This window comes from Cupriavidus sp. NPDC089707, assembly GCF_044748965.1.
Taxonomy (GTDB): domain Bacteria; phylum Pseudomonadota; class Gammaproteobacteria; order Burkholderiales; family Burkholderiaceae; genus Cupriavidus.
The window spans coordinates 19,066-37,733 of the sequence record NZ_JBIVHB010000028.1 but is presented as its reverse complement, the minus strand read 5'-3'; the positions used below and the strand labels follow the sequence as shown (position 1 = coordinate 37,733).

At 69.7% G+C, this 18,668-nt stretch carries 17 protein-coding genes; 3 read left to right on the top strand and 14 right to left on the bottom strand.

Features of this window, described 5'->3' with window-relative positions; all coding sequences use genetic code 11:
* Nucleotides 1–25: 25 nt before the first annotated feature.
* The 13 genes from ACIP1U_RS28730 to ACIP1U_RS28670 form a co-directional block, all read right to left on the bottom strand.
* On the bottom strand, nucleotides 26–1,711 hold the full coding sequence (locus tag ACIP1U_RS28730) for a TadG family pilus assembly protein (RefSeq protein ID WP_400322373.1): 1,686 nt from the start codon (nucleotides 1,709–1,711) through the stop codon (nucleotides 26–28).
* A gap of 17 nt (nucleotides 1,712–1,728) precedes the next feature.
* Nucleotides 1,729–2,106 carry a DUF3613 domain-containing protein gene (locus ACIP1U_RS28725; RefSeq protein ID WP_400322371.1) on the bottom strand — a complete coding sequence of 126 codons (378 nt, stop codon included), beginning with the start codon at nucleotides 2,104–2,106 and terminating at the stop codon, nucleotides 1,729–1,731.
* Nucleotides 2,103–3,014 carry a tetratricopeptide repeat protein gene (locus ACIP1U_RS28720; protein ID WP_400322369.1) on the bottom strand — a complete coding sequence of 304 codons (912 nt, stop codon included), beginning with the start codon at nucleotides 3,012–3,014 and terminating at the stop codon, nucleotides 2,103–2,105. Before ACIP1U_RS28720 ends, ACIP1U_RS28725 begins: the two co-directional genes overlap by 4 nt.
* Nucleotides 3,011–4,093 (bottom strand): type II secretion system F family protein, encoded by a 1,083-nt coding sequence (locus ACIP1U_RS28715; protein WP_400322367.1) that lies wholly within the window; start codon nucleotides 4,091–4,093, stop codon nucleotides 3,011–3,013. Before ACIP1U_RS28715 ends, ACIP1U_RS28720 begins: the two co-directional genes overlap by 4 nt.
* A gap of 27 nt (nucleotides 4,094–4,120) precedes the next feature.
* A complete protein-coding gene (locus ACIP1U_RS28710; RefSeq protein WP_400322365.1) occupies nucleotides 4,121–5,047 on the bottom strand; it encodes a type II secretion system F family protein in 927 nt (308 codons plus the stop codon).
* Nucleotides 5,040–6,356 carry a CpaF family protein gene (locus tag ACIP1U_RS28705; protein ID WP_400322363.1) on the bottom strand — a complete coding sequence of 439 codons (1,317 nt, stop codon included), beginning with the start codon at nucleotides 6,354–6,356 and terminating at the stop codon, nucleotides 5,040–5,042. Before ACIP1U_RS28705 ends, ACIP1U_RS28710 begins: the two co-directional genes overlap by 8 nt.
* 19 nt (nucleotides 6,357–6,375) lie before the next feature.
* On the bottom strand, nucleotides 6,376–7,617 hold the full coding sequence (locus ACIP1U_RS28700) for a CpaE family protein (RefSeq protein WP_400322361.1): 1,242 nt from the start codon (nucleotides 7,615–7,617) through the stop codon (nucleotides 6,376–6,378).
* Nucleotides 7,618–7,663: 46 nt separating this feature from the next.
* Nucleotides 7,664–9,097 (bottom strand): type II and III secretion system protein family protein, encoded by a 1,434-nt coding sequence (locus tag ACIP1U_RS28695; RefSeq protein ID WP_400322359.1) that lies wholly within the window; start codon nucleotides 9,095–9,097, stop codon nucleotides 7,664–7,666.
* A gap of 19 nt (nucleotides 9,098–9,116) precedes the next feature.
* Nucleotides 9,117–10,097, bottom strand: a complete 981-nt coding sequence (gene cpaB / locus ACIP1U_RS28690; RefSeq protein ID WP_400322357.1) for a Flp pilus assembly protein CpaB — start codon at nucleotides 10,095–10,097, stop codon at nucleotides 9,117–9,119.
* A gap of 64 nt (nucleotides 10,098–10,161) precedes the next feature.
* Nucleotides 10,162–10,677: a TadE/TadG family type IV pilus assembly protein gene (locus ACIP1U_RS28685; RefSeq protein ID WP_400322355.1), complete on the bottom strand. Its 516-nt coding sequence runs from the start codon at nucleotides 10,675–10,677 to the stop codon at nucleotides 10,162–10,164.
* Nucleotides 10,678–10,755: 78 nt separating this feature from the next.
* Nucleotides 10,756–11,286, bottom strand: coding sequence for a prepilin peptidase (locus tag ACIP1U_RS28680; RefSeq protein ID WP_400322353.1), 531 nt, complete (start codon nucleotides 11,284–11,286; stop codon nucleotides 10,756–10,758).
* A gap of 15 nt (nucleotides 11,287–11,301) precedes the next feature.
* Nucleotides 11,302–11,487, bottom strand: coding sequence for a Flp family type IVb pilin (locus ACIP1U_RS28675; RefSeq protein ID WP_400322351.1), 186 nt, complete (start codon nucleotides 11,485–11,487; stop codon nucleotides 11,302–11,304).
* 374 nt (nucleotides 11,488–11,861) lie between these two features.
* On the bottom strand, nucleotides 11,862–13,334 hold the full coding sequence (locus ACIP1U_RS28670; RefSeq protein WP_400322350.1) for a collagen-like triple helix repeat-containing protein: 1,473 nt from the start codon (nucleotides 13,332–13,334) through the stop codon (nucleotides 11,862–11,864).
* Nucleotides 13,335–14,085: 751 nt separating this feature from the next.
* On the opposite strand from ACIP1U_RS28670, the gene ACIP1U_RS28665 reads away from it, so the two are divergent.
* Together ACIP1U_RS28665 and ACIP1U_RS28660 are read left to right on the top strand one after the other, a co-directional pair.
* A complete protein-coding gene (locus ACIP1U_RS28665) occupies nucleotides 14,086–15,471 on the top strand; it encodes a collagen-like triple helix repeat-containing protein (RefSeq protein ID WP_400322348.1) in 1,386 nt (461 codons plus the stop codon).
* Between the two features lie 178 nt (nucleotides 15,472–15,649).
* Nucleotides 15,650–17,317 carry a ShlB/FhaC/HecB family hemolysin secretion/activation protein gene (locus ACIP1U_RS28660; RefSeq protein ID WP_400322346.1) on the top strand — a complete coding sequence of 556 codons (1,668 nt, stop codon included), beginning with the start codon at nucleotides 15,650–15,652 and terminating at the stop codon, nucleotides 17,315–17,317.
* Nucleotides 17,318–17,450: 133 nt separating this feature from the next.
* On the opposite strand, the gene ACIP1U_RS28655 is transcribed toward ACIP1U_RS28660, so the two are convergent.
* The gene (locus ACIP1U_RS28655) at nucleotides 17,451–17,657 is read right to left on the bottom strand and encodes a dodecin (RefSeq protein WP_400322344.1); all 207 of its coding nucleotides are present in this window, start codon (nucleotides 17,655–17,657) and stop codon (nucleotides 17,451–17,453) included.
* A 177-nt stretch (nucleotides 17,658–17,834) separates the two neighbouring features.
* Between ACIP1U_RS28655 and ACIP1U_RS28650 the strand changes: the two genes are divergently transcribed.
* Nucleotides 17,835–18,530: a phospholipase D family protein gene (locus ACIP1U_RS28650; RefSeq protein WP_400322342.1), complete on the top strand. Its 696-nt coding sequence runs from the start codon at nucleotides 17,835–17,837 to the stop codon at nucleotides 18,528–18,530.
* Nucleotides 18,531–18,668: the final 138 nt, after the last annotated feature.

Sequence of the window (18,668 nt, the reverse complement as noted above, 5' to 3'; positions counted from 1 at the left end):
GGCGGTTGTGTGGCACGGCCATGGCTCAGTACACCAGTTCGGAGTTGTTGCAGTCGATGCTGTGCAGCCAGAGGTCGGAAGTGCCCAGCTGGATGCCGAGGCTGCTGAGCAGCGGCGGGACCAGCGCATCAAGGGTGGTGCCGAGCTGTACGAGCAAAGGGCTGAGGTCGATGTTCAATGGCAACGGCACGCCCAGCAATTCCGGCTTTACCTGCAAGGCAAGGACCTGGGAGAAGATGCCTCCGAGCGGATTGGCCGTGCCGACTTGTTGATGGCCGCCAGGCGCCAGCGTGACGTCCTGGCCAGCCGAGCTGCGCTGCTTCGGGTCATCGACAACCACGAGATCGAGCAGCGGAATCAGCAACGCAGAGGCTGTGCCGATCTTCACCTTGCCACCTGCGCATTGGTCGGTCAGGCATGCAGTCAGCACGCTGGAGCTAACGTGCAGCGTCGCGCGCCGATCTGCGGGCGACGCTGCGCATCGCAGGCTCGTCAGGTCGGCTTTCGCTTGCGCAACGGCGATATGAAGCGGGACATTCAGTTGAACGCCAAGCAACGTACTTATTGGCCCGCTTGACACCCGCGCAGCCAGCGCCACCTCGACCTGCTCCGATTTTGCTGAAGTCTGCCATGTTGCCGGAGCATCGCTCAGCTTGCGCGCCGGCCCTACCGCCATGACAGGCGGCTGGATCAATCGCAGGTTCGCACTAAGTCCTCCGAGCCCCGCCGGCAACGGCACGTTGAGCGGCAACGTCACCGCCGCATCGCCCCGTGCCACTTGCGCCCCAAGCATCAGCAGTTGCGCCACATTCAGCCCCACCTCGGCCGCCGACGAGGCGGCGGGCGCCAGCACGCCTAGCTGCAGCAGCTTGTCCAGCGACACTGCGACGCCCGCGCCAGCCGCACCCAGCGTCGTCGGCGGGCTGCCGAGCATGGTCGTCAGCAACGCGTCCCGATTCGCCGCACCAAGCACCAGCGCGTAGTAGTCGTGCAGGCTCAGCGACGTCTTCAGCAGCTCATCGACGGTGCCTGCCTCCGCCTGGAGGCGCAGCTGGTCCAGCGTCACCGTGGTATTGACCAGCCCCTGCCAGTCCACGGCGGATAGCTGCACGGTGTTACCCAGCAGCCAGCTCAGCATGCTGTTGGCCGTGCTGACGTCGAGCAGCCCGGTTCCCAGCGAAAACGCTGCCACCGGCGGGCTGCCGCTGGCGATCGCTTCGGCGCGCAACTGCCGGCCGCTGCCGCCGTTGATGACGAACAGGATCGGCACCGTCTGCGTGGCCTGCACGCGCACGGCGTTGGGCGACACCTTGGTGGCATCGTACGCCGCGCTGAAATGCCGCGGCCCGCCGCTGGCCGGATCCCACACGCCCACGCATGCCGTCATGCCGTCGGCATTGCCCGCGGCGGAGTCGGCGCAACCCAGGGAGATGCCGGACGGATAACCATTCTGTGCGCCGATATTGCTGACCGTGGCGCGCACCGCCGTGTTCAGCTGGTCGGCGCTGGCCGCCTGCTTGAGCTGCTGCGCCGCGGACATCGCCGCGACGTCCACCATGTTCTGCAGCTGGCGCTGGCGCATGAACACATGGCCGACGTCGATCGACACCAGCGCGGCGATCGCCACGGTGGCGATCAGCAGCGCCGCCATCACGCTGATGGCACCGCCGGCGACAGGTCGCGCGAGCCGCGTCCGGCGATTGCGCTGCATTTTCGGCGCGCGCCAGGTCATTTGCCGTTCAGCATTTGTCCGGCCGATCCGGCACGCGCGGTGCTGGCGTTGGCCTGCCCGGTGTAGAACTCCGGCAGCGCGAAGCGGAAGCTGTTCATGTAGCGCTCGTAGCCCAGCGCGGCCTGCTCGCCGTGCATCGGCAGCAGCGGCCCGGCCTGCGTGCCCTCGCGCTGCACGGCCAGGATGGCGCGCGTATCGGCGCCGATCTCGCGCGCAGCGGGCCGCTCCGCCAGCATGCCGACGCTGCCGGCAGAAGCTTCGGCTGACGGCGTGGCGGGCTGTGCCTGCGCGGCCGGCGCCAGCAGCAGGCACAGCGCCGCGCACAATGCCGGCACTGCCGGCGTGGGGAAAGCAAGGCGGATCATGTCGGTCATGGGCTGGCGCTCTCTGGGGCGGCTACCGCCGGCGACCGGGCCGCGACGGCCACGGGGGCGAGCGTGGCGGGGTTCGCGGGAAGGGCGGGGTTGGCGGACGTCGAAGGATTGGGTACGGCGCGTACGGCCGGCGCGGGCCGCACCGCCGCGCGTTCGCGTGCGGCCGCGGCACGGACCACGCGGTCGGCTTCCTTGCGGACCGCGCTGCGGGTCGCTTCGGGCATGGCGGCCTTCTGCATCATCGCGTTGGCCTGCGCGCGCTTGCCGTCGGCCATCAGCCATACCGCGGCGTTGCTGATCATGCGCGGGTTGCGCGCATCCAGCTCCAGCGCCTGCATCACCGGCACGCGCGCGTCCTGCAAGGCGCCGGTGCGCATCAGCGCATAGCCCAGGTCGCTGGCGATACGCGGGTTCACCGGGTCGAGCCCGGCCGCGGCGCGCAGCTCGGTCACCGCCCGCGCAAAATCTTCCTGGCGCCCGGCCAGCAGTCCGAGCCCATGGTGCGCATGCGCCGCCTGCACGCCCCGCGACGTGGCGGCGAGCTGCTGGTAGGCCTCGGTGGCGGCCTTGTCCTGCTCGGTCTCGCGCAGTGCATCGGCGCGCATCACGCGGATCTCGTTGTCGTTGCCGAAGCGCTGCACATAGACATCGATATGCGCCAGCGAGGCAAAGTACAACCCGTCCTGCTGCATCTTGCGGATCAGCCCCAGGTAGACCGCCTGCTCGTTGTACTCGGCGCGGGCGGTCTTGTCGCGCATCTTGGCCAGCTCCACCTGCGCCTCCGCCTGCTGCTGGATCATGGCGGCGCCGATGTCGCGCGTGGCGCAGCCCGCCAGCGCCGCCGCTGCCACGGTCGCTGCCATGAGTCTGGAAATGCGGCCGAACGACGGGCCGGCTGTGCGCATCATTGCATCGCTCCCATATTTTTGATCATGCGGATCACCCCAAGGAAACCCGGGCCCGCGGTAATGATCAGCAGCACCGGCAGCAGGCTCACCACCATCACCGCGGTCATCTTGACCGTGAGCCGGCCGATCAGGTCCTTCATGCGCGCCTTGCGCGCCTCCTGCAGGCGCAGGCCGAACTGGCGCAGCGGCTCCTGCACCGCGCCGCCGTGGCGGTCCACCTGCGTCAGCAGCGTGATCAGGCCTTTCAGGTCTTCGTTGTCGAACAGCCGGCTGATGCGCAGCAGCGTCTGCTCGCGCGAGCGGCCCGAGGCAAACTGCTGGTTGGCGCGCGCCAGCTCCGGCCCGAGCACGCGCAGCATGCTGCCGAACTCCGCCACGATCACCTGCAGGCTCTGGTCGATCGACAGGCCCACGCCCTGCAGCAGCCGCAGCATGTCGATCAGCACCGGCAGCTCGTCGTCGACCAGGCGCAGCCGGGACGCGGCACGCCGGCGCAGCAAGGTCTTGGGCGCGAGGTAGGCCACTGCGAACACACCGAAGCCCCACGCCAGCATGACGGCGACACCGGCGCCAACATGCCACAGCATCGCGGCCAGCGACAGCACCAGCGGCAGCACCAGGCGCAGCGCGCCGAACAGCATGCGCGCGTTCAGCCCGTACCAGCCGCATTGCTCCAGCAGTTGCTGGTCCTCGGGCGTCACCACCGCGCGGCCCAGGCGCGATTCCAGCCAGTGCGCGTCGATGCGCCCACCTACGCTCTCACCCACGCGCGCGCTCAGTTGCGCGCCCAGTTGAGCGCCCAGTTGCGCACCAATGGCCGCCGCACCGGGCCGGCCCGGCGGCACCTTGGCACGCGCGGCAGCCTGGACGCCGGCGGCAGCGGTTGCCTGCGGCTGCGTTGCCGCCGGCGCGGCCTGCGCCTGCGCTGCTTCGGCAGCGCGCTGCCGCGCCAGCGCGGCATCGATGGTGCGCGCCGCCAGGCGCCGCTGGCGCCAGTCGCGCAACAGCGGCAGCGTCAGCACGGCCACGCCGCATGCGGCGGCGAACAGGCTCAGCGAGATCAGTGTCAGGCGGTCCATGTGTGCGTGGTTCCGTGCATGTGCCGCTCAGATCGACTTGGCCAGCCGGTACAGCATCAGCGCGCCCGCGGCTTCCAGTCCGAGCGCGGTCAGCAGCATGGTCTTGCCGGCCGGGTCCTTCCACATCAGCATGATGTAGCCGGCATTGAGCATGAACAGGCCGCCGGCCACCACCAGCGGCAGCAGCCCCAGGATCCATGCCGACAGCCGGGTCTCCGCCGACAGCGCCAACAGCTCGCGCTGGGCCGCTTCGCGGTCGCGCATGAAGGCCGCGGTACGCTCCATCACCACGTCGGCGCGGCCGCCGTAGCGCACCGACAGGCGCAGCACGGACGCCACCAGCACCAGCTCGTCGACCTTGTACGTGCGCCCCACCTGCAGCACCGCCTGGTCCAGTTCCTTGCCGGCGCGCTGCAGGTGAACCGCCTGCACCAGGCATTGCCGCAGCGGTGCCTCGGTATTGGCGATGGAGTTCTGGAACGCCGCCGGCACGCTGCTGCCGATGGTCATCAGCCGCACCACGCCGTCGAGAAAACCGGGCAGCTGCGACAGCAGCTTCTTGTGCAGCCGGCGCACGCGGTTCCACAGCAGGCAGGCCACGATTGCCAGCGCGACGATGCACGCCGCCGCGGCGCCCAGCCATTGCCCGGCAAGCGCGCCGATAGCGGTGAACAGCGCCACCGGCGCGCCCCACAGGATGGCGGTGCGGCGCGTCGGCGCAAGGTCTGCGCGGCGCAGGAAATCGTCCCAGTGGCGGCGCAGGTCGCGCGCTGGCACCTGCAGCGCAGGGTCCCGCGCCTGGGCGTAGCGAAGCCGCACCTGCTCGGTCTGCGCGCGCAGGAAGGCCTGCGACTGCTCGCGGCGCGCGCGCACCTGCGCGCTGGCCAGCAGCAGCAGCCCCAGGCCGGTGACGACCAGCGCCACCGCGGCGAGCAACAGCGTGGCGCTAGACATCGAAACGGTCGTCCAGCATGAAGCCCGGCCCGCGCATGCGCGCCAGCTTGGGCGAATGCGGCAGGATGCCGAGCGAGATCCAGCGGTCGGTCTCGGTGCCGTCCGCGTTGATGGCCGGCTCGTGCCGGTACAGCTCCTGCGTCGACACGATGTTGTCGCCCAGCCCGGTGACCTCGGTGATCGAGACGATGCGGCGCTTGCCGTTGGAGAGCCGCGCAATCTGCACGATGAAGTCGATGGCGTTGGCGATCTGCCGGCGCAGGCTGGCCTCGCTGCCCTGGAAACCGGCAAACCCGGCCAGCATCTCCAGCCGGTACAGGCATTCGCGCGGGCTGCTGGCGTGGATGGTGCCCATCGAGCCGTCGTGGCCGGTGCTCATTGCCTGCAGCATTTCCAGCACCTCGCCGCCACGCACTTCGCCGACGATGATGCGGTCGGGGCGCATGCGCAGGCTGTTGCGCAGCAGGTCGCGGATCGACACCACGCCGGTGCCCTCGAAGCCGCCCGGCCGGCTTTCCAGCCGCACCACGTGCGGGTGGTTCAGCGCCAGCTCGGCGGTGTCCTCGATGGTGATGACGCGCTCGCTGGCCGGCACGAAGGTGGCCAGCGCATTGAGCAGCGAGGTCTTGCCCGAGCTGGTGCCGCCGCTGACCAGGATATTGCAGCGGGCCTGCACCGCGGCCTGCAGCAGGTCAGTGACCTCTGGGCTCATGGTGCCCAGCGCCTCCAGGTCGGCGGGCGTCATCGGATCCTTGCGGAACTTGCGGATCGACACCACCGGGCCTTCCAGCGCCAGCGGCGGAATCACCACGTTGATGCGGCCGCCGTCGGGCAGGCGCGCGTCGACCATCGGGTTGGACTCGTCCAGGCGCCGGCCGATCGGCGCCAGGATGCGGCGCACGATGCGCAGCAGGTGGCCGCCGTCGGCAAAGCGCACCGGGATGCGCTCGAGCACGCCGTGGCGCGACACGTAGACGTCGAGGTGCCCGTTGACGAGGATGTCTTCGACCGCGGGATCGTTGAGCAGGTCTTCGATCGGTCCGAAGCCGGCCAGCTCCTTGGTCAGCGCCTCGGCGATCTGGCGCAGCTCGGCTTCGTTGATGGGGATGCGGCGCAAGCGGGTAAAGCTCTCGAGCTCCAGGTCGACGAAGCGCTGGATCGCGGTGCGCGACCAGCGTCCGAACTCGGCGCCCAGCTCTTCGATACGGGTCAGCAGGTGCTCGTGCGCGGCTTCTTTGATGTTGTGGAATTCCTGCGAGACCGGGAACGGTGCGGGGGCGTGGTCGGAGAATTCGATCGCTTGCGTCATGTCAGCTTCCTGGGCTTGCTCAGCTTCCGGTCTTGGCCACGCGCACCGCGCGCAGCGCTTCGGGCAGTTTTTCCTTCATGCGTCCAAGCAGGCTGGTGTCCTTCGCCGCTTCGGGGCGATAGCCCAGCCGCGCCAGCAGTTCTGCCAGCGCGCGCACGTAGGGATCATGGGGGTTGTCGTCGGCCAGTACGGCGCCGCGGTTCATCGCCAGCACCAGCGCCTCGCGGCAATCGGGCAGCGTCGCCACCGACTGCACGCCGACGCGGCGCGCGATCTGCGCGGCGTCGACGCCCAGGCGCGCATCGAAGCGCGACACCAGCAGGTGCAGGTCATCGCGCTCCACCTCGCGCGCGCGCAGCTCGTGCACCAGCTCGGCCGCCGAAACGATGGCGCCGACACTCTGCTCGGCGACCAGCACCACGCTGTCGGCGGCCTTGACGATCTGCGCGGTGAACTCGGCATTGCCGAAGCCGCCGAGGTCGATCACCTGCATGTCGAAGAACGCGCGCAGCCGCTCCAGCAGGCTGATCGCTTCCGAATAGGAGATGTCGCGCAGCTCGCCCAGCGCCCCCGGCAGTGGCAGCACGCAGACGCCGTTGGCATGGCGCGTCAGCGCGGTCTGCACGAAGACCTGGTCGAAGCGGCGCAGGTTGCGCACCGCCTCGACGAAGTGGAAGCCCGGGGTCAGGTTCAGGTACAGCGCGCCGTCGCGCGCGGGCAGGCCCAGGTCGAGCAGCAGCACCTCGGCGCGTGCGTCGGACTTCTCGCGCAGCGGCAGGTGGCGGCGCGCGGCGGCCGCCAGGTTGACCGCCAGGCTGGTCACGCCCACGCCGGGGCGCGCGCCCAGCAGGGCGACGATCTTGCCCTGGCGCAAGGCCTCGGCGGGCCGCACCTGCTCGCGCGGCACCGCCAGGCGCTTGACCACCGCCTCGGCGTCGGCCGGCGCGTCGCGCAGGTCGATAAAGTCCTTCACGCCCATGCGCAGCGCGGCCAGCATGACGCCGGGATCATCGGCGCGGCCGACCGCGACCAGCGGCAGGCCGGGGAAGAGCCGCAGCAACTGCTCGCCCAGGCGCGCCGAGGCGCTGGCCAGCTCGGGCGAGAAATGCAGGAACACCAGCCCGGGGCGCAGTTCGCCGACGCGCTCCATGAAGGCCTCCTGGGCCCCGCCCTCCGCCACCAGCGTGCCCAGCCCGCCCAGGACCTTGCCCAGCCAGTCCTTGACTTCGCCCTGCGTGGCATGCAACAGGAAATAATCCATCGTTCCGCCTCAACGTGTTGGCCATGCCCGCCGGCATGGCCGGCGGCTATTTTGAGAAACCCGGCAACGTCGGGTCCGCGTACTCACCCACCATGTACCACCCCCATACATTGGGGCTGGCGCTGGTGCGGCCGTCGGCCCCGACGGCCTGCGCCGCCGGCGCGCCCTTGGCCAGCGGCTTCACCAGGCGCGGCGTGACGACGATCATCAGTTCGCGGTCTTCCTGGTGAAAATTCAGGTTCTTGAAGAAGACGCCGATCACGGGCAGGTCGCCCAGCAGCGGCACCTTGCTGACATTGCTGACGGTGTTGCGGCTGACCAGTCCGCCGATCACGAAGCTCTCGCCGTCGCCCAGCTCCACGGTAGTGTCGGCGCGGCGCGTGACGATGGCGGGAACCACCGCACCGTTGACCGAGATGCCGCGCGACGGATCCAGGTCGCTGGCCTCCGGCGCCACCTTCAGCGCGATCCGGTTGGCCGACAGCACCGTGGGCGACACGGTCAGCCCGATGCCGAACGGCTTGAACTGGATCGTGGTGGTGCCCAGCGCCTGTGGCACCGGGATCGGGATCTCGCCGCCGGCGAGGAAGCTGGCGCTCTGGCCGGACAGCGCCACCAGGCTGGGTTCCGCCAGCACGCGTGCCAGGCCATTGGCCTCCAGCAGGCTGATGTTGGCGAAGATGCCGTTGGTCAGCGAGGCGGCCACCAGGTTGAAGGCGCTGCTCATCGGCGACGACAGGTCGGCGCTGAAGCTGCCGGGATTGCCATTGGTGCCGGGGGTGAAGGTGAACTTGTTCAGCGTCGACGGCGAAAAGGAACCGAAGGCAAAGCCGGAATGGTTGCGGAAGAAATTGATGCCGGCTTCCTTGAGCACGGTCTTGCTGACCTCGACCACCTTGACGTCGACCTGCACCGTGCCGCTGACCGGCACCGTCGAGCGGTCGATCACCAGGCCGGGCCTGCCGTCGGCCCTGCCGGCGGTGGCGGCACGGGCCGCGGCCTGCGCGCGCGCGGCGGCGTAGGCATCGGGCGACTGCCCGCTGATCGACGCGCCCGCCGCCGAGTAGCCGACCCTGGCGTCATCCGCGCCGGGGGCGATGGCATCGACCTGCACGCTGTATGTCACCGGTTCGGCGTTGCGCGTCCACATCATGACGTCGGTCACGCCCGGCTGCTTGGCGACCAGCAGCACGCTGGGCGTGCCGCGCGTGCGCAGCACCAGCGCGTCGGCGACGGCCGGGTTGCCGACCGCCACGCGCTCCACCGGCTGCGCCGTGCGGATTTCCTTCTGCGCGCCGGCCATCAGGCGCAGCTGCCGTGCCGGCGCCGGGTCTTGCGCGGCGCCCGCCGCGGCCTCCTGCGCCAGAGCGCGCGGCGCCATGGCATACCAGGCGGTGCTTGCCAGCATCGCGGCAAACGTGGCCTGCATCAGCCTGCGGCGCACTGCCGCGGCGGGGGACTGCGTCTTGTTGGTATGCATGCGATGAGCGCCCACGTTCTTACTCGATCTCGCGCTTGCCGGCACGAATCACTTCCACGCCCGCGATCTCTCGCGCCTCGCGCGCCTGTCGCGCGGCGGGCGGCGCGGCCACCTGCAGCGGGCGTGCCGCCGGTGCCGCGGGCGGCAGCGCTTGCGGCGCCCGCGCGGCTTTGCCGCCCGCAGCGCCGGTGGCCGCCATGCCGGACAACGCCACCCCGGCGACGGCCTTGTCGGCTGCGGCGCGCGGCGCATCGGCCGGCACGCCGGCGCGCACGGCCAGGGCCGGCGGCGGCTCCACGAACATGCCTTCGCTCGGCATGGCCTGGTCGTGCGGGTTGCGCAGCGCCAGCAGCAGGCGCCCCGACTGCTGCGCCATGGCGAGCCGGCTGACCTGCTCCAGCGGTACAGACAAGACCGCGGTCTTGGCGCCTTCCTGCCGCGCCATCATCTGTTCGGGCTTCGCCGGCTGCGGCTGGTGCACCGCGGCCGCACCGTAGGACAGCACGCGCAGCCGCGACAACAGCATGCGGGCGTGGCTTTCCGGGATCTCCTGCTGGTCGCGTCGCAGCACCAGGAACACGTCGACGTAATCGCCCGGCTGCACCTGGTTGCCGACGCCGATGACCTCGTCGACCTGCACCGCCACGGCGCGCTCGCCTTCCGGCACCTGCGTCGCCAGGCCGGCCAGCAACTGGGTTTCGAGCACGGGCACGTTGGCGCCCAGCGGCACCAGCAGCACCTGTCCGCTGACGCGCGCCACGTCGGTGTAGGCGCCGGCCGGATCGATCGGCAGCATCTCGACCTTGAGCGCGTCAGCGCCGATGGGCTTGCCGGCTTCCACGGCGCGCGTGGTGATGACTACCGGGTGCATTGGCGACGCACCCTTTGACGCCGTCTCTGTTGGCGCCGGCTGGCGGCCGACCTGCCAGGCCAGCACCGCAAGCAGCAGCGCCAGTCCGAGCAACACCACCGCCACGAGTCGGATCTGCTTGCTGGTCATGCGAAGTTCCTTTGGGCGGACGGGGCTTGAAGTGCCTGGGGATGCGTCATGGCGATCACCGCGCTCAGATATCGGGCGAAAGCTGGACCATGGCCGTGCCGGACAACGTCGCCGGCACCGGCACCATCGGCACGGCTGGAAGGATGTTGGCGGTCGGCAGCCTGAGCGTGACCTGCACGCACAGGTCGGCGGACCCGCTTGCACACGGCACTGCCTGTGCGACGTTCGTCGGGGTGATGGCGCTGCTGATGGAAGTGGGCAGCGTTCCCAGCGCCATGGCCGAGGCCGCGCTTACGCGTGCCGCCTGCGTCGCGGCCGCGCCCGTGCCGGATACCCCGGACGGATAGCGCAAGGCGGCACGTGCCCCTTCTTCGGCCGCCAGCGTCAGCATCTGCTGCAGTGCCAGCACCATGCCGTAGTAGACGATGCCGATGACGATGGCGAGCAGCAGCGGCACCACGATCGCGAACTCGATCGCGGCGCTGCCGGCAGTTTGCCTGCGCCGGACGCATCCCGGGCGCGCATGCCCGCTGTCCAGGTTGACCCGGTTGACCTTGTTGACCCTTGCGTGCTGCCACATCTGTCCGGTCCCCTTTTTGTTCTCGCGCCGACCGGCGGCGCAGCCCGCGTTCCTGTCGCTGTCTCCGGGCTATCGGCCCTAGCGGCCCGCGGCCAGCCACCACAGCACACCTGCTGCCAGGTACGCGGCGTACGGAATGCCCCGCGCGCATGCAAACTGCGCGGTCGGCGCCAGTCCGTTGCCTTGTGCATCCTTGCCCTGCCCGGGCACTGGCTCACCGTCGCCGGCACGCATCGGTGCCGCGGCGCGCTGGCGGCGCGCGGCCGGCCCGCAGCCGTCCAGTGCCAGCGCAAGCAGCGCGTGCACCATCCCGAGCAGGCTGCCGACGACCCATGCCATGACCAGCCCCTGCGGACCGGTGAACAGACCTGCCACCGCCAGGAACTTGACGTCACCCGCCGCCATGCGCCCAAGGGCGTAGACCGGCAGCGTGACGGCAAGTCCCAGCCCCGCGCCGGCCAGGCGCGTGCCGATCGGCAGTTCCGTGCCCTGCCCGGCCAGCAGCGCCAGCCCAAGGGCCAGCACGGCAGCCGCCAGCATGGCGTTAGGAACGCGCCGGTAAGCGAAGTCTGTGTAGAGGGTCGCCGCGCAGAGGAGCGCAGCAATCACGTGGATACCGCCGGCTCAGGGTGCGGCAGGCAGCCAGGCAAGCACGCGTGCGGCAAGGTTGCCGAAACCGGTGTTGAGGTTAGTGCCGAGGGTACCGGCACCGACAGCCACGGCAAGGGCCACCAGGCCCGCGATCAGCCCATACTCGATGGCCGTCGCGCCGCGCTCATCCTTGATGAAGCGTGCAATGAGTCGTTTCATATTGTCACTCCCGAGGTGATCGAAAAACCCGCGATCACGCTTCCCCCGTTCGATTATCGCGGTACTCTGTGGCCCGCTCTTTATCGACATTTCACGCTGTGCTGCACTTTTTTTATAAGACACGAAATGTCTCAACCATACCCCACCTACGGGTGGTGGGAATGACCCAAAGGGGTCATGCTCCTGTGTTTGAAACGACCCATGGCACGTTGCTTGCACGTTGTTAAAGAACGGGCAGGATCGGCCGGCGACCGGCCTGCAGCCTGGCGCCGCCGCGGTTCAGGCGGCGGCGCCAGGCGGAAGAAAAAGATGCGCTGCGACGGGGTGATGTGCGACAGCGCACCGTGAAAACCCTAGGCCGGGAATGAGACAAATCAGCGGAGCAAGCCACCCAGCAGGGGCAGCTGGAGGCCCTTGCCATCGCTGTCGCCGCCGTAGCCGCCATTGCTGCCATGGCCACCACCATGGCCGCCGCCATGACCGCCGCCATGACCGCCACCATGGCCACCACCATTGCCTCCGCCAGCGAGGCCGCCGAGCAGCCCGGTAACCGGCGCCAGCAGGCCAGACGACCCGCCATGGCCATTGCCCTTGCCGTCGCCGAGCAACGGAAGATTGCCCAGCAGCCCGCCGACGACGTTGCCGCCGTGGCCATTGCCATGGCCGCCGCCATGACCGCCGCCGTGGCCGCCATCCCCCAGCAGGGGCAGCTTGCCCAGCAAGCCGCCGAGCGGGCCACCGTCATGCCCGCCGCCATGGCCGCCACCGCCCAGCAACGGCAGGTTGCCCAGCAAGCCGCCGAGCGGGCCGCCACCATGCCCGCCACCATGCCCGCCCAGCAGCGGCAAGTTGCCCAGCAACCCGCCAAGCAGATGGCCGCCATCGCCATAGCCGCCGCCATGCCCGCCGCCCAGCAGCGGGAGGTTGCCCAGCAGCCCGCCGAGCGGATTGCCGCCATGGCCGTAGCCACCGTTGACCAGACCGCCGGCCTCCGCCACCGTCTTGCCGGCTTCCTTGAACACACCGCCCAGCGGCGACACCAGCGGCGCATCGCTGTGGCTGAGCAGGCTGCCGCCGCTGGCCACCGTGTAGCCGAGCTTGCGCAGCAGGCCATCGACCGGCTTGCCCAGGCCGGTAACCGCGCCCAGCTTCTGCGTGCCGTCGGTCACCTTGCTGGTGAGCGGCACGATGACCTTGCTGACCGTCTGGGTCACGTTCTCGACCGGGCCCTCGGACAGCACGTGGTAGAGCTTGTGGCCGCCTTCCTTGACCACGTAGCCCACTTCCTTGACCAGCTTGCCCACCGGCGTCGTCACTGGCGCCAGCGGCGCGAGCTTGTCGGTACCCAGGCCATAGACCAGCTTGCCGGCGCTGATCACGGCCTCGCCGCCCTCTTCGACCACGTTGCCGGTGCTGGCAACGGTGATGCCGACCGGATTGCGCACCTGGCCCATCTTGCCGAGCCCGTCGTGCAGCCCTTGACCGAGCGCGCTCACGGCGTCGCCGGTGTTGTCGACCACCCCGCCCAGCCCGTAGCGCGCCTTCTTGGGCAGCACCGGAATCGGCGCATGCTTGATGTCCTTGCCGATCTCGCTGATGGCATCGCCCGCGGCCAACACGGTATGGGCCGCACCGTGCACCACCTCGGCGGTGGGGGTGGGATCGCCCCCCTGCGGGGTTTTCGGTCCCGGCGTGACCTGCACCTCGGTACTGCCGCCGCCGCTGGGGCGTGGATTGATGCCGCTGCCGCCGCCGCTCGACGAGCAGCCCGCCAATAGGGCGGCGGCGGCCACGCAAGCCGTGGCCAGGATTGTCATGGAATGCTGCGCCGGTTGCTGGATTCTCATTGCCTTGCTCCTCTGTCAGGTGGGCCTCGGCCCTGCCGTGGCCGTCGTGTCTTGGTCTGTCGCACGGATTGCCGACGAGCCTCCCCAGGGCCCCGCTTTGTCCACCGACGCTGGCCGCCCCCTTGAGGGCATGGCCACGCGGTGGAGCGCGGGATCGCCGGCGCGTCGGGACCTGAATGGCAAAGCGCATGCCAGCGCGGCCATGTGCGCCGGCACACATTGACAGCGCGCCTGCGCGGCGGGGTTGTACGCCTTGCCGGGCGCGGCTTGCGCGGCATTGCGGACCGCCTGGTTCCGTGCCCGCGGTGGTGTTACGGCGTGCGCGACTGGCGTTACGTGCTACGTAACGTGTTCCGCCCGCTCCGGAACACCGGCGTTCGCCACCGCACGCAACGGCGGTGATTCCGGCACCCGCACAGGCACCGTTCCGACACGCGCGCGGCGACGTCACGACCCTGTCATTTCCGGCATTTTTGTTCCCGTCAGACGACACACGTTACGTAACGCGTAACGTGCGCAAGCCCACCAATGCGCGCTTCGCCGCGCTCGGGATGGCTTTCCGGCATCGCCCGCAACGGCAGGCTCCGCAAGGCTTCGGAGACCACGCACCCCGCGTTGGCGGGGTGCCCGCCGGGCCCCGCTCCGGCGCTGGCATGCCCGTTGCGCCATGCAAGCGTGCCGCCGCACGCAAGGACGGAAAAGGCGCTGCGCGGCCGAGCGATTGAAACGACGGGAACAGAGGGAACCAACCATGCGCAAACAACAATTCGCCGTTACGGCACTCCTGGCAACCCTGCTGGCACTGGGCGGTTGCGCCAGCGGCAGTGGCTCGACTTCCATGGGCACGTCGGGAACCAAGACCAGCGGCAACAATACGGGTACGAGTGGTACGGGCGGCCTGGGCGGTGGCACCGACCTGGCCGGCGGCGGCGGTACTGGCGGCACTGGTGGTACGGGCGGCACCGGCGGTGACAATGGCGGCGGCGACGGCAGCGGCCAGACCCCCGCGCTGACGCCGACCGCGGCCATCATCAACAATACGGGCTCGGTGCTTGGCAGCGCCGGCAGCACGGTCAGCGACCTTGGCACGCAACTCGGCAGCGCCAACCTGCCCCTGGTGCCGGCGCAGACGCAAAGCGGCCTGGGCGGCGTGGTCGGCAACACCGGCGATGCCGTGGGCGCGCTGGCCGCGGGACTGCAAGGGGGCCTGGGCAGCATGCCCAACGTCGCCAACCCGGTCGGGGTCACGGTGGCAAGCACCGGCAATGTCGTCGGTGAACTGGGCGCTGCGGTATCGAGCGCAGGCACGGCGATCGGCGGCCTGGGTACCGGCCAGCTCTCGCCGCTGGCGCCCCTGGCCACGCCGCTGGGCGCAGTGGTCGACAAGGTCGGCGACACCGTCACCGCGACCGGTGCCAAGCTGACCACGGTCCTGTCGACCGGGCCGGTCGAGCAAGTCACCGGCAACGTCAGCAAGCTGATCGTGCCGCTCACCTCGAAGCTGACCAGCACCACGCAGACGCTGGGCGCGGCCACCGGGCTGGGCACCCCGACCGCCAGCCTGCTGGCCACGGTCGGCGGCGCGCTGGCCACGGCCGGCACCAAGCTGCAACAGACCAATACGCCGGTGGTCTCTGGCCTGGGCGGCACCGTCAATGCCGCGGGCACCACCGTGGCATCGCTGGGCGGCGCGGTGAAGGGCCCGGCCACCGGCGGCGGGCTGGGCGCGCTGAGCCCGGCGCTGGCACCGGTGACGGGGCTGGTCAGCGGCGTCACCGGCGCGACCGGGGGCAACGCAGGCTCGCCGCTGGCTCCTGTCACCGGGCTCGTCAGCGGGCTCACCGGCGGGCTGACCTCCACCGGCGGCAATACGCCACTGGCGCCGGTCACCACCGCCGTCAGCGGTGTGGTCAATGGCGTGGTCGGCGGGCTTGGCGGTGTTGCCACGGCCGCCGGCTCCGGCACCACCGCCGGGCCGCTGGCGCCGGTCACCAATGTCGTCGCCGGCCTCACCGGCGGCGCCACCGCCACCTCCGGCAGCACCACCAGCAAGGGCTCCACGACCGCGACCGGCCCGGTCGGCGGCCTGGTCGGCGGCTTGCTGGGTGGCCTGACCGGCGCGCTCGGCGGCAAGTAATACCGCGCAGGCCGGTTGTCCGCCCCCGCGCGCGACAACTGCAGGATCCGATTCAGCGTAGCGGCCACGCGCTCATCCGCAACAGCGGGTACGAGCAGGCGCCGGGGGTAGCGGCAATCCCCGGCCCCAGTGGCACGCGATGCCAGATAGCCGCAAGCATTCTTACAGGGGTATTGCCATGCGTGCACGTCATCGCGTTGCCGCGCTGCTGGTCGGCGTCGGCGCGCTCCATCACGGCCTGGTCCAGGCCGATCCCCGCAGCCCGGTCCAGGGCGACCCGACCCTGACCCTCCCGAAGATCGCGCCAGCCCGTCCGGACAGCAGCGTGACCGTGCAGGTCGAGCGCCCGCAGTCAGCGCTGCAGGAACTGCTGGAAGCGCGCCTGACGCCGCGGCGCTTCCGCATCGAGGGCGTGAAGACGCTGCCGTTTGCCGAGGTGGCCGCGCAGTTCTCGCCGCTGGCAAACCGCGAGATCACGGTCGCGCAACTGCTCGAGGCGGCCAACACGGTGACGAAGATGTACAAGGACAAGGGCTACCCGCTGTCGTTCGCCTTCGTGCCGGCACAGGACTTCACCAACGGCGACGTGCTGGTCACGGTGGTGGAAGGCTACGTGGCGCGCGTCACGGTGACCGGCAAGGCCGGGCCGGTGGAAGGCCGCCTGCGCGCCATCGGCGAGAAGCTGCAGCAAGACCGCCCGCTGCGCCAGGAAACCTTCGAGCACTACGTCAACGTGCTGGCGCTGCAGCCGGGCATGCAGGTGGCCGCGACGGTGCAGCCGCCGACGACCACCGACGGCGCCAGCGAGATGGTGCTCGACGTCAAGCGCAAGCCGATTACCGTCGGCACCGGCATCGAATACATGTCGCCGGGCCTGCGCGCGATCGCCACCGCGACCACCAACGGCCTGACGCCGCTGGGCGAGCAGGTGTCGGTGTCGGCGCTGTTCCCGAAGGGCCGCGACAATGAGGAGTACTACGCGGCCAGCTACGTGCAGCCGCTGGGCACCCAGGGCATGATCGCGCGCCTCAATGCCTCGCACTACCGCGGTGTGCCGCAGAACGCGACGCTGCCGGGGATCGGCTTCAACCAGCGCTACATCAACGACACCAAGCGCATCGGCGGCTCGCTGAGTTATCCGCTGCTGCTGAGCAATGCCCACTCGCTGACGCTGACAGGCGGCTTCTACGGCGCCGACCAGTTCGAGCGCTACACCCACACCACCACCGGCACCAAGGTCACGCTCGGCACCAACGTGCGCGTGGGCACCGCCGAGCTGACCTACGTGCAGCGCGGCGAAGGCGTGACCCGCAACGCCACGCTGGGCCTGTACAAAGGTTTCGATGCACTGGGCGCCAGCCGCGAGAACAATGTCAACGACCTGAGCTTTTTCCGCACGCGGTTGCTGCTGTCGCAAGCCATGGACCTGCCTGCCCGCTTCGGCCTGACGCTGTCCGCGGCCGGCCAGTACAGCGGCAACAAGCTGGCTTCGGGCGAGCAGATCAGTTTCGGCGGGCGCTTCTTCGGGCTGGGCTATCCCGCCGGCGAAGTGGCGGGCGACAAGGGGTGGGGCGCGTCGGCGGAGATCAGCCGGCTGTTCACGCCGGACATGGCCTATCTGCGCACGATCCAGCCCTATGTGCTGGCCGACGTGGCGCGGGTGTTTTCCAACAGCGTTTCGCTGTCGCACCGCAAGCTGTCGTCGGTGGCGCTCGGCGCGCGCTTCTCGGACCGGCGCTTCTACACGCTCGACCTGTCGGTGGCGCAGCCGGTCGGCGACATGCCAACCAATGCCAAGCACCGCTCGCCGCGGATCAATGCCACCTATTCCTACCAGCTTGACTGAGGCGCGCCCGATCGGCTTCCAGGTCTTCCAGGTTTCCCTGCACCCGGCCGGCGGCAGTATTGCGCCGGCCGCTTTTTTCAAGCCGGCAGTCCAGGCAGGAACGACACGCAGCGCAAACCGCGAGCGGCCCGGCTCAGGTCACACGGAAGCCGACCTTCAGCGTGACCTGGAAATGTGCGATCTTGCCGTTCTCGATATGGCCGCGTGTTTCCACCACTTCGAACCAGTCGATGTTCTTGATGGTTTCGCCAGCCTTGGCGATGGCGCTGCGGATGGCCGCATCGCAGCTATCCGGCGAAGAGCCGACGATTTCGACCAGCTTGTAGGTATGGTTCGACATGTCCCTCTCCTTGGCGGGCGGGCCCGCGGGGTTCCATCCATCATAGGCGCCATGCGCCGATAGTCCCAAGGCCGGTGCCGCCGGCACAGATCCTGTTACACATCGCCCTTTGCCAGTGGCGTATGCGGCTGCTACGCTGCGGTCCCGCGCACCACAGCCCGCGCCGCGACTTACCGAATGTTCCGCCGTACCTTATTGGGCCTTGCCCTCGCCGCCGCCGTCTCGGCCTTCACCTCGTTCAGCCCCTTCGCCCTGATCGCGCACGCGCGTTCCGCGTCTGGCTTCGACCAGGTCACCGAATCCATCGCCAACAGCATCAGCGACACCTTCAACGAAGCGGTGGCCAACCACCTGCCCTCGCGCTCCGACAGGCCGGTGCAGCCGCCCGAGGCCGGGCCCGCGCCGGGCAAGCCGTTTGCGCAGGGCAGCGGCTACACGCTGTGCTTCGTGCCTGACGGCGCGAGCTGCCAGGCGCTGCTGGTCAATGCGATCCGCAGCACGCGCCGGCAACTGCTGATCCAGGCTTACTCGTTCACCAGCGCGCCGATCGCCGAGGCCGTGGCGCAGGCGCACCGGCGCGGCGTGGACGTGCGCGTGATCCTCGACAAGAGCCAGCAGTCGGAGCGCTATACCAGCGCCACCTATCTCAAGCACGCGGGCGTGCCGGTGGTGATCGACAACAAGCCCGCGATCGCGCACAACAAGGTGATGGTGTTCGACGACCAGGCGGTATTCACCGGCTCGTTCAACTTCACCAAGTCGGCGCAAGAACGCAATGCCGAGAACGGCATGCTGATCCGCGGCGACGCCGCGGTGGTGAAGGCCTATACCGACAACTGGCACAAGCGCTACCGGCAATCGCGCGCGTATTGAGGCGCTTGCTGCCGGCAAAGGAAAGCGCCAGCACGACGGCGCGCGCGGTGGCAAACTTGCGGCTGGCGCGCGGCACCCGCGGCGCATTCCGCCTACCCCTAGGATATGTGAACAGACCCTAGTGAGCCATTCCGGAGA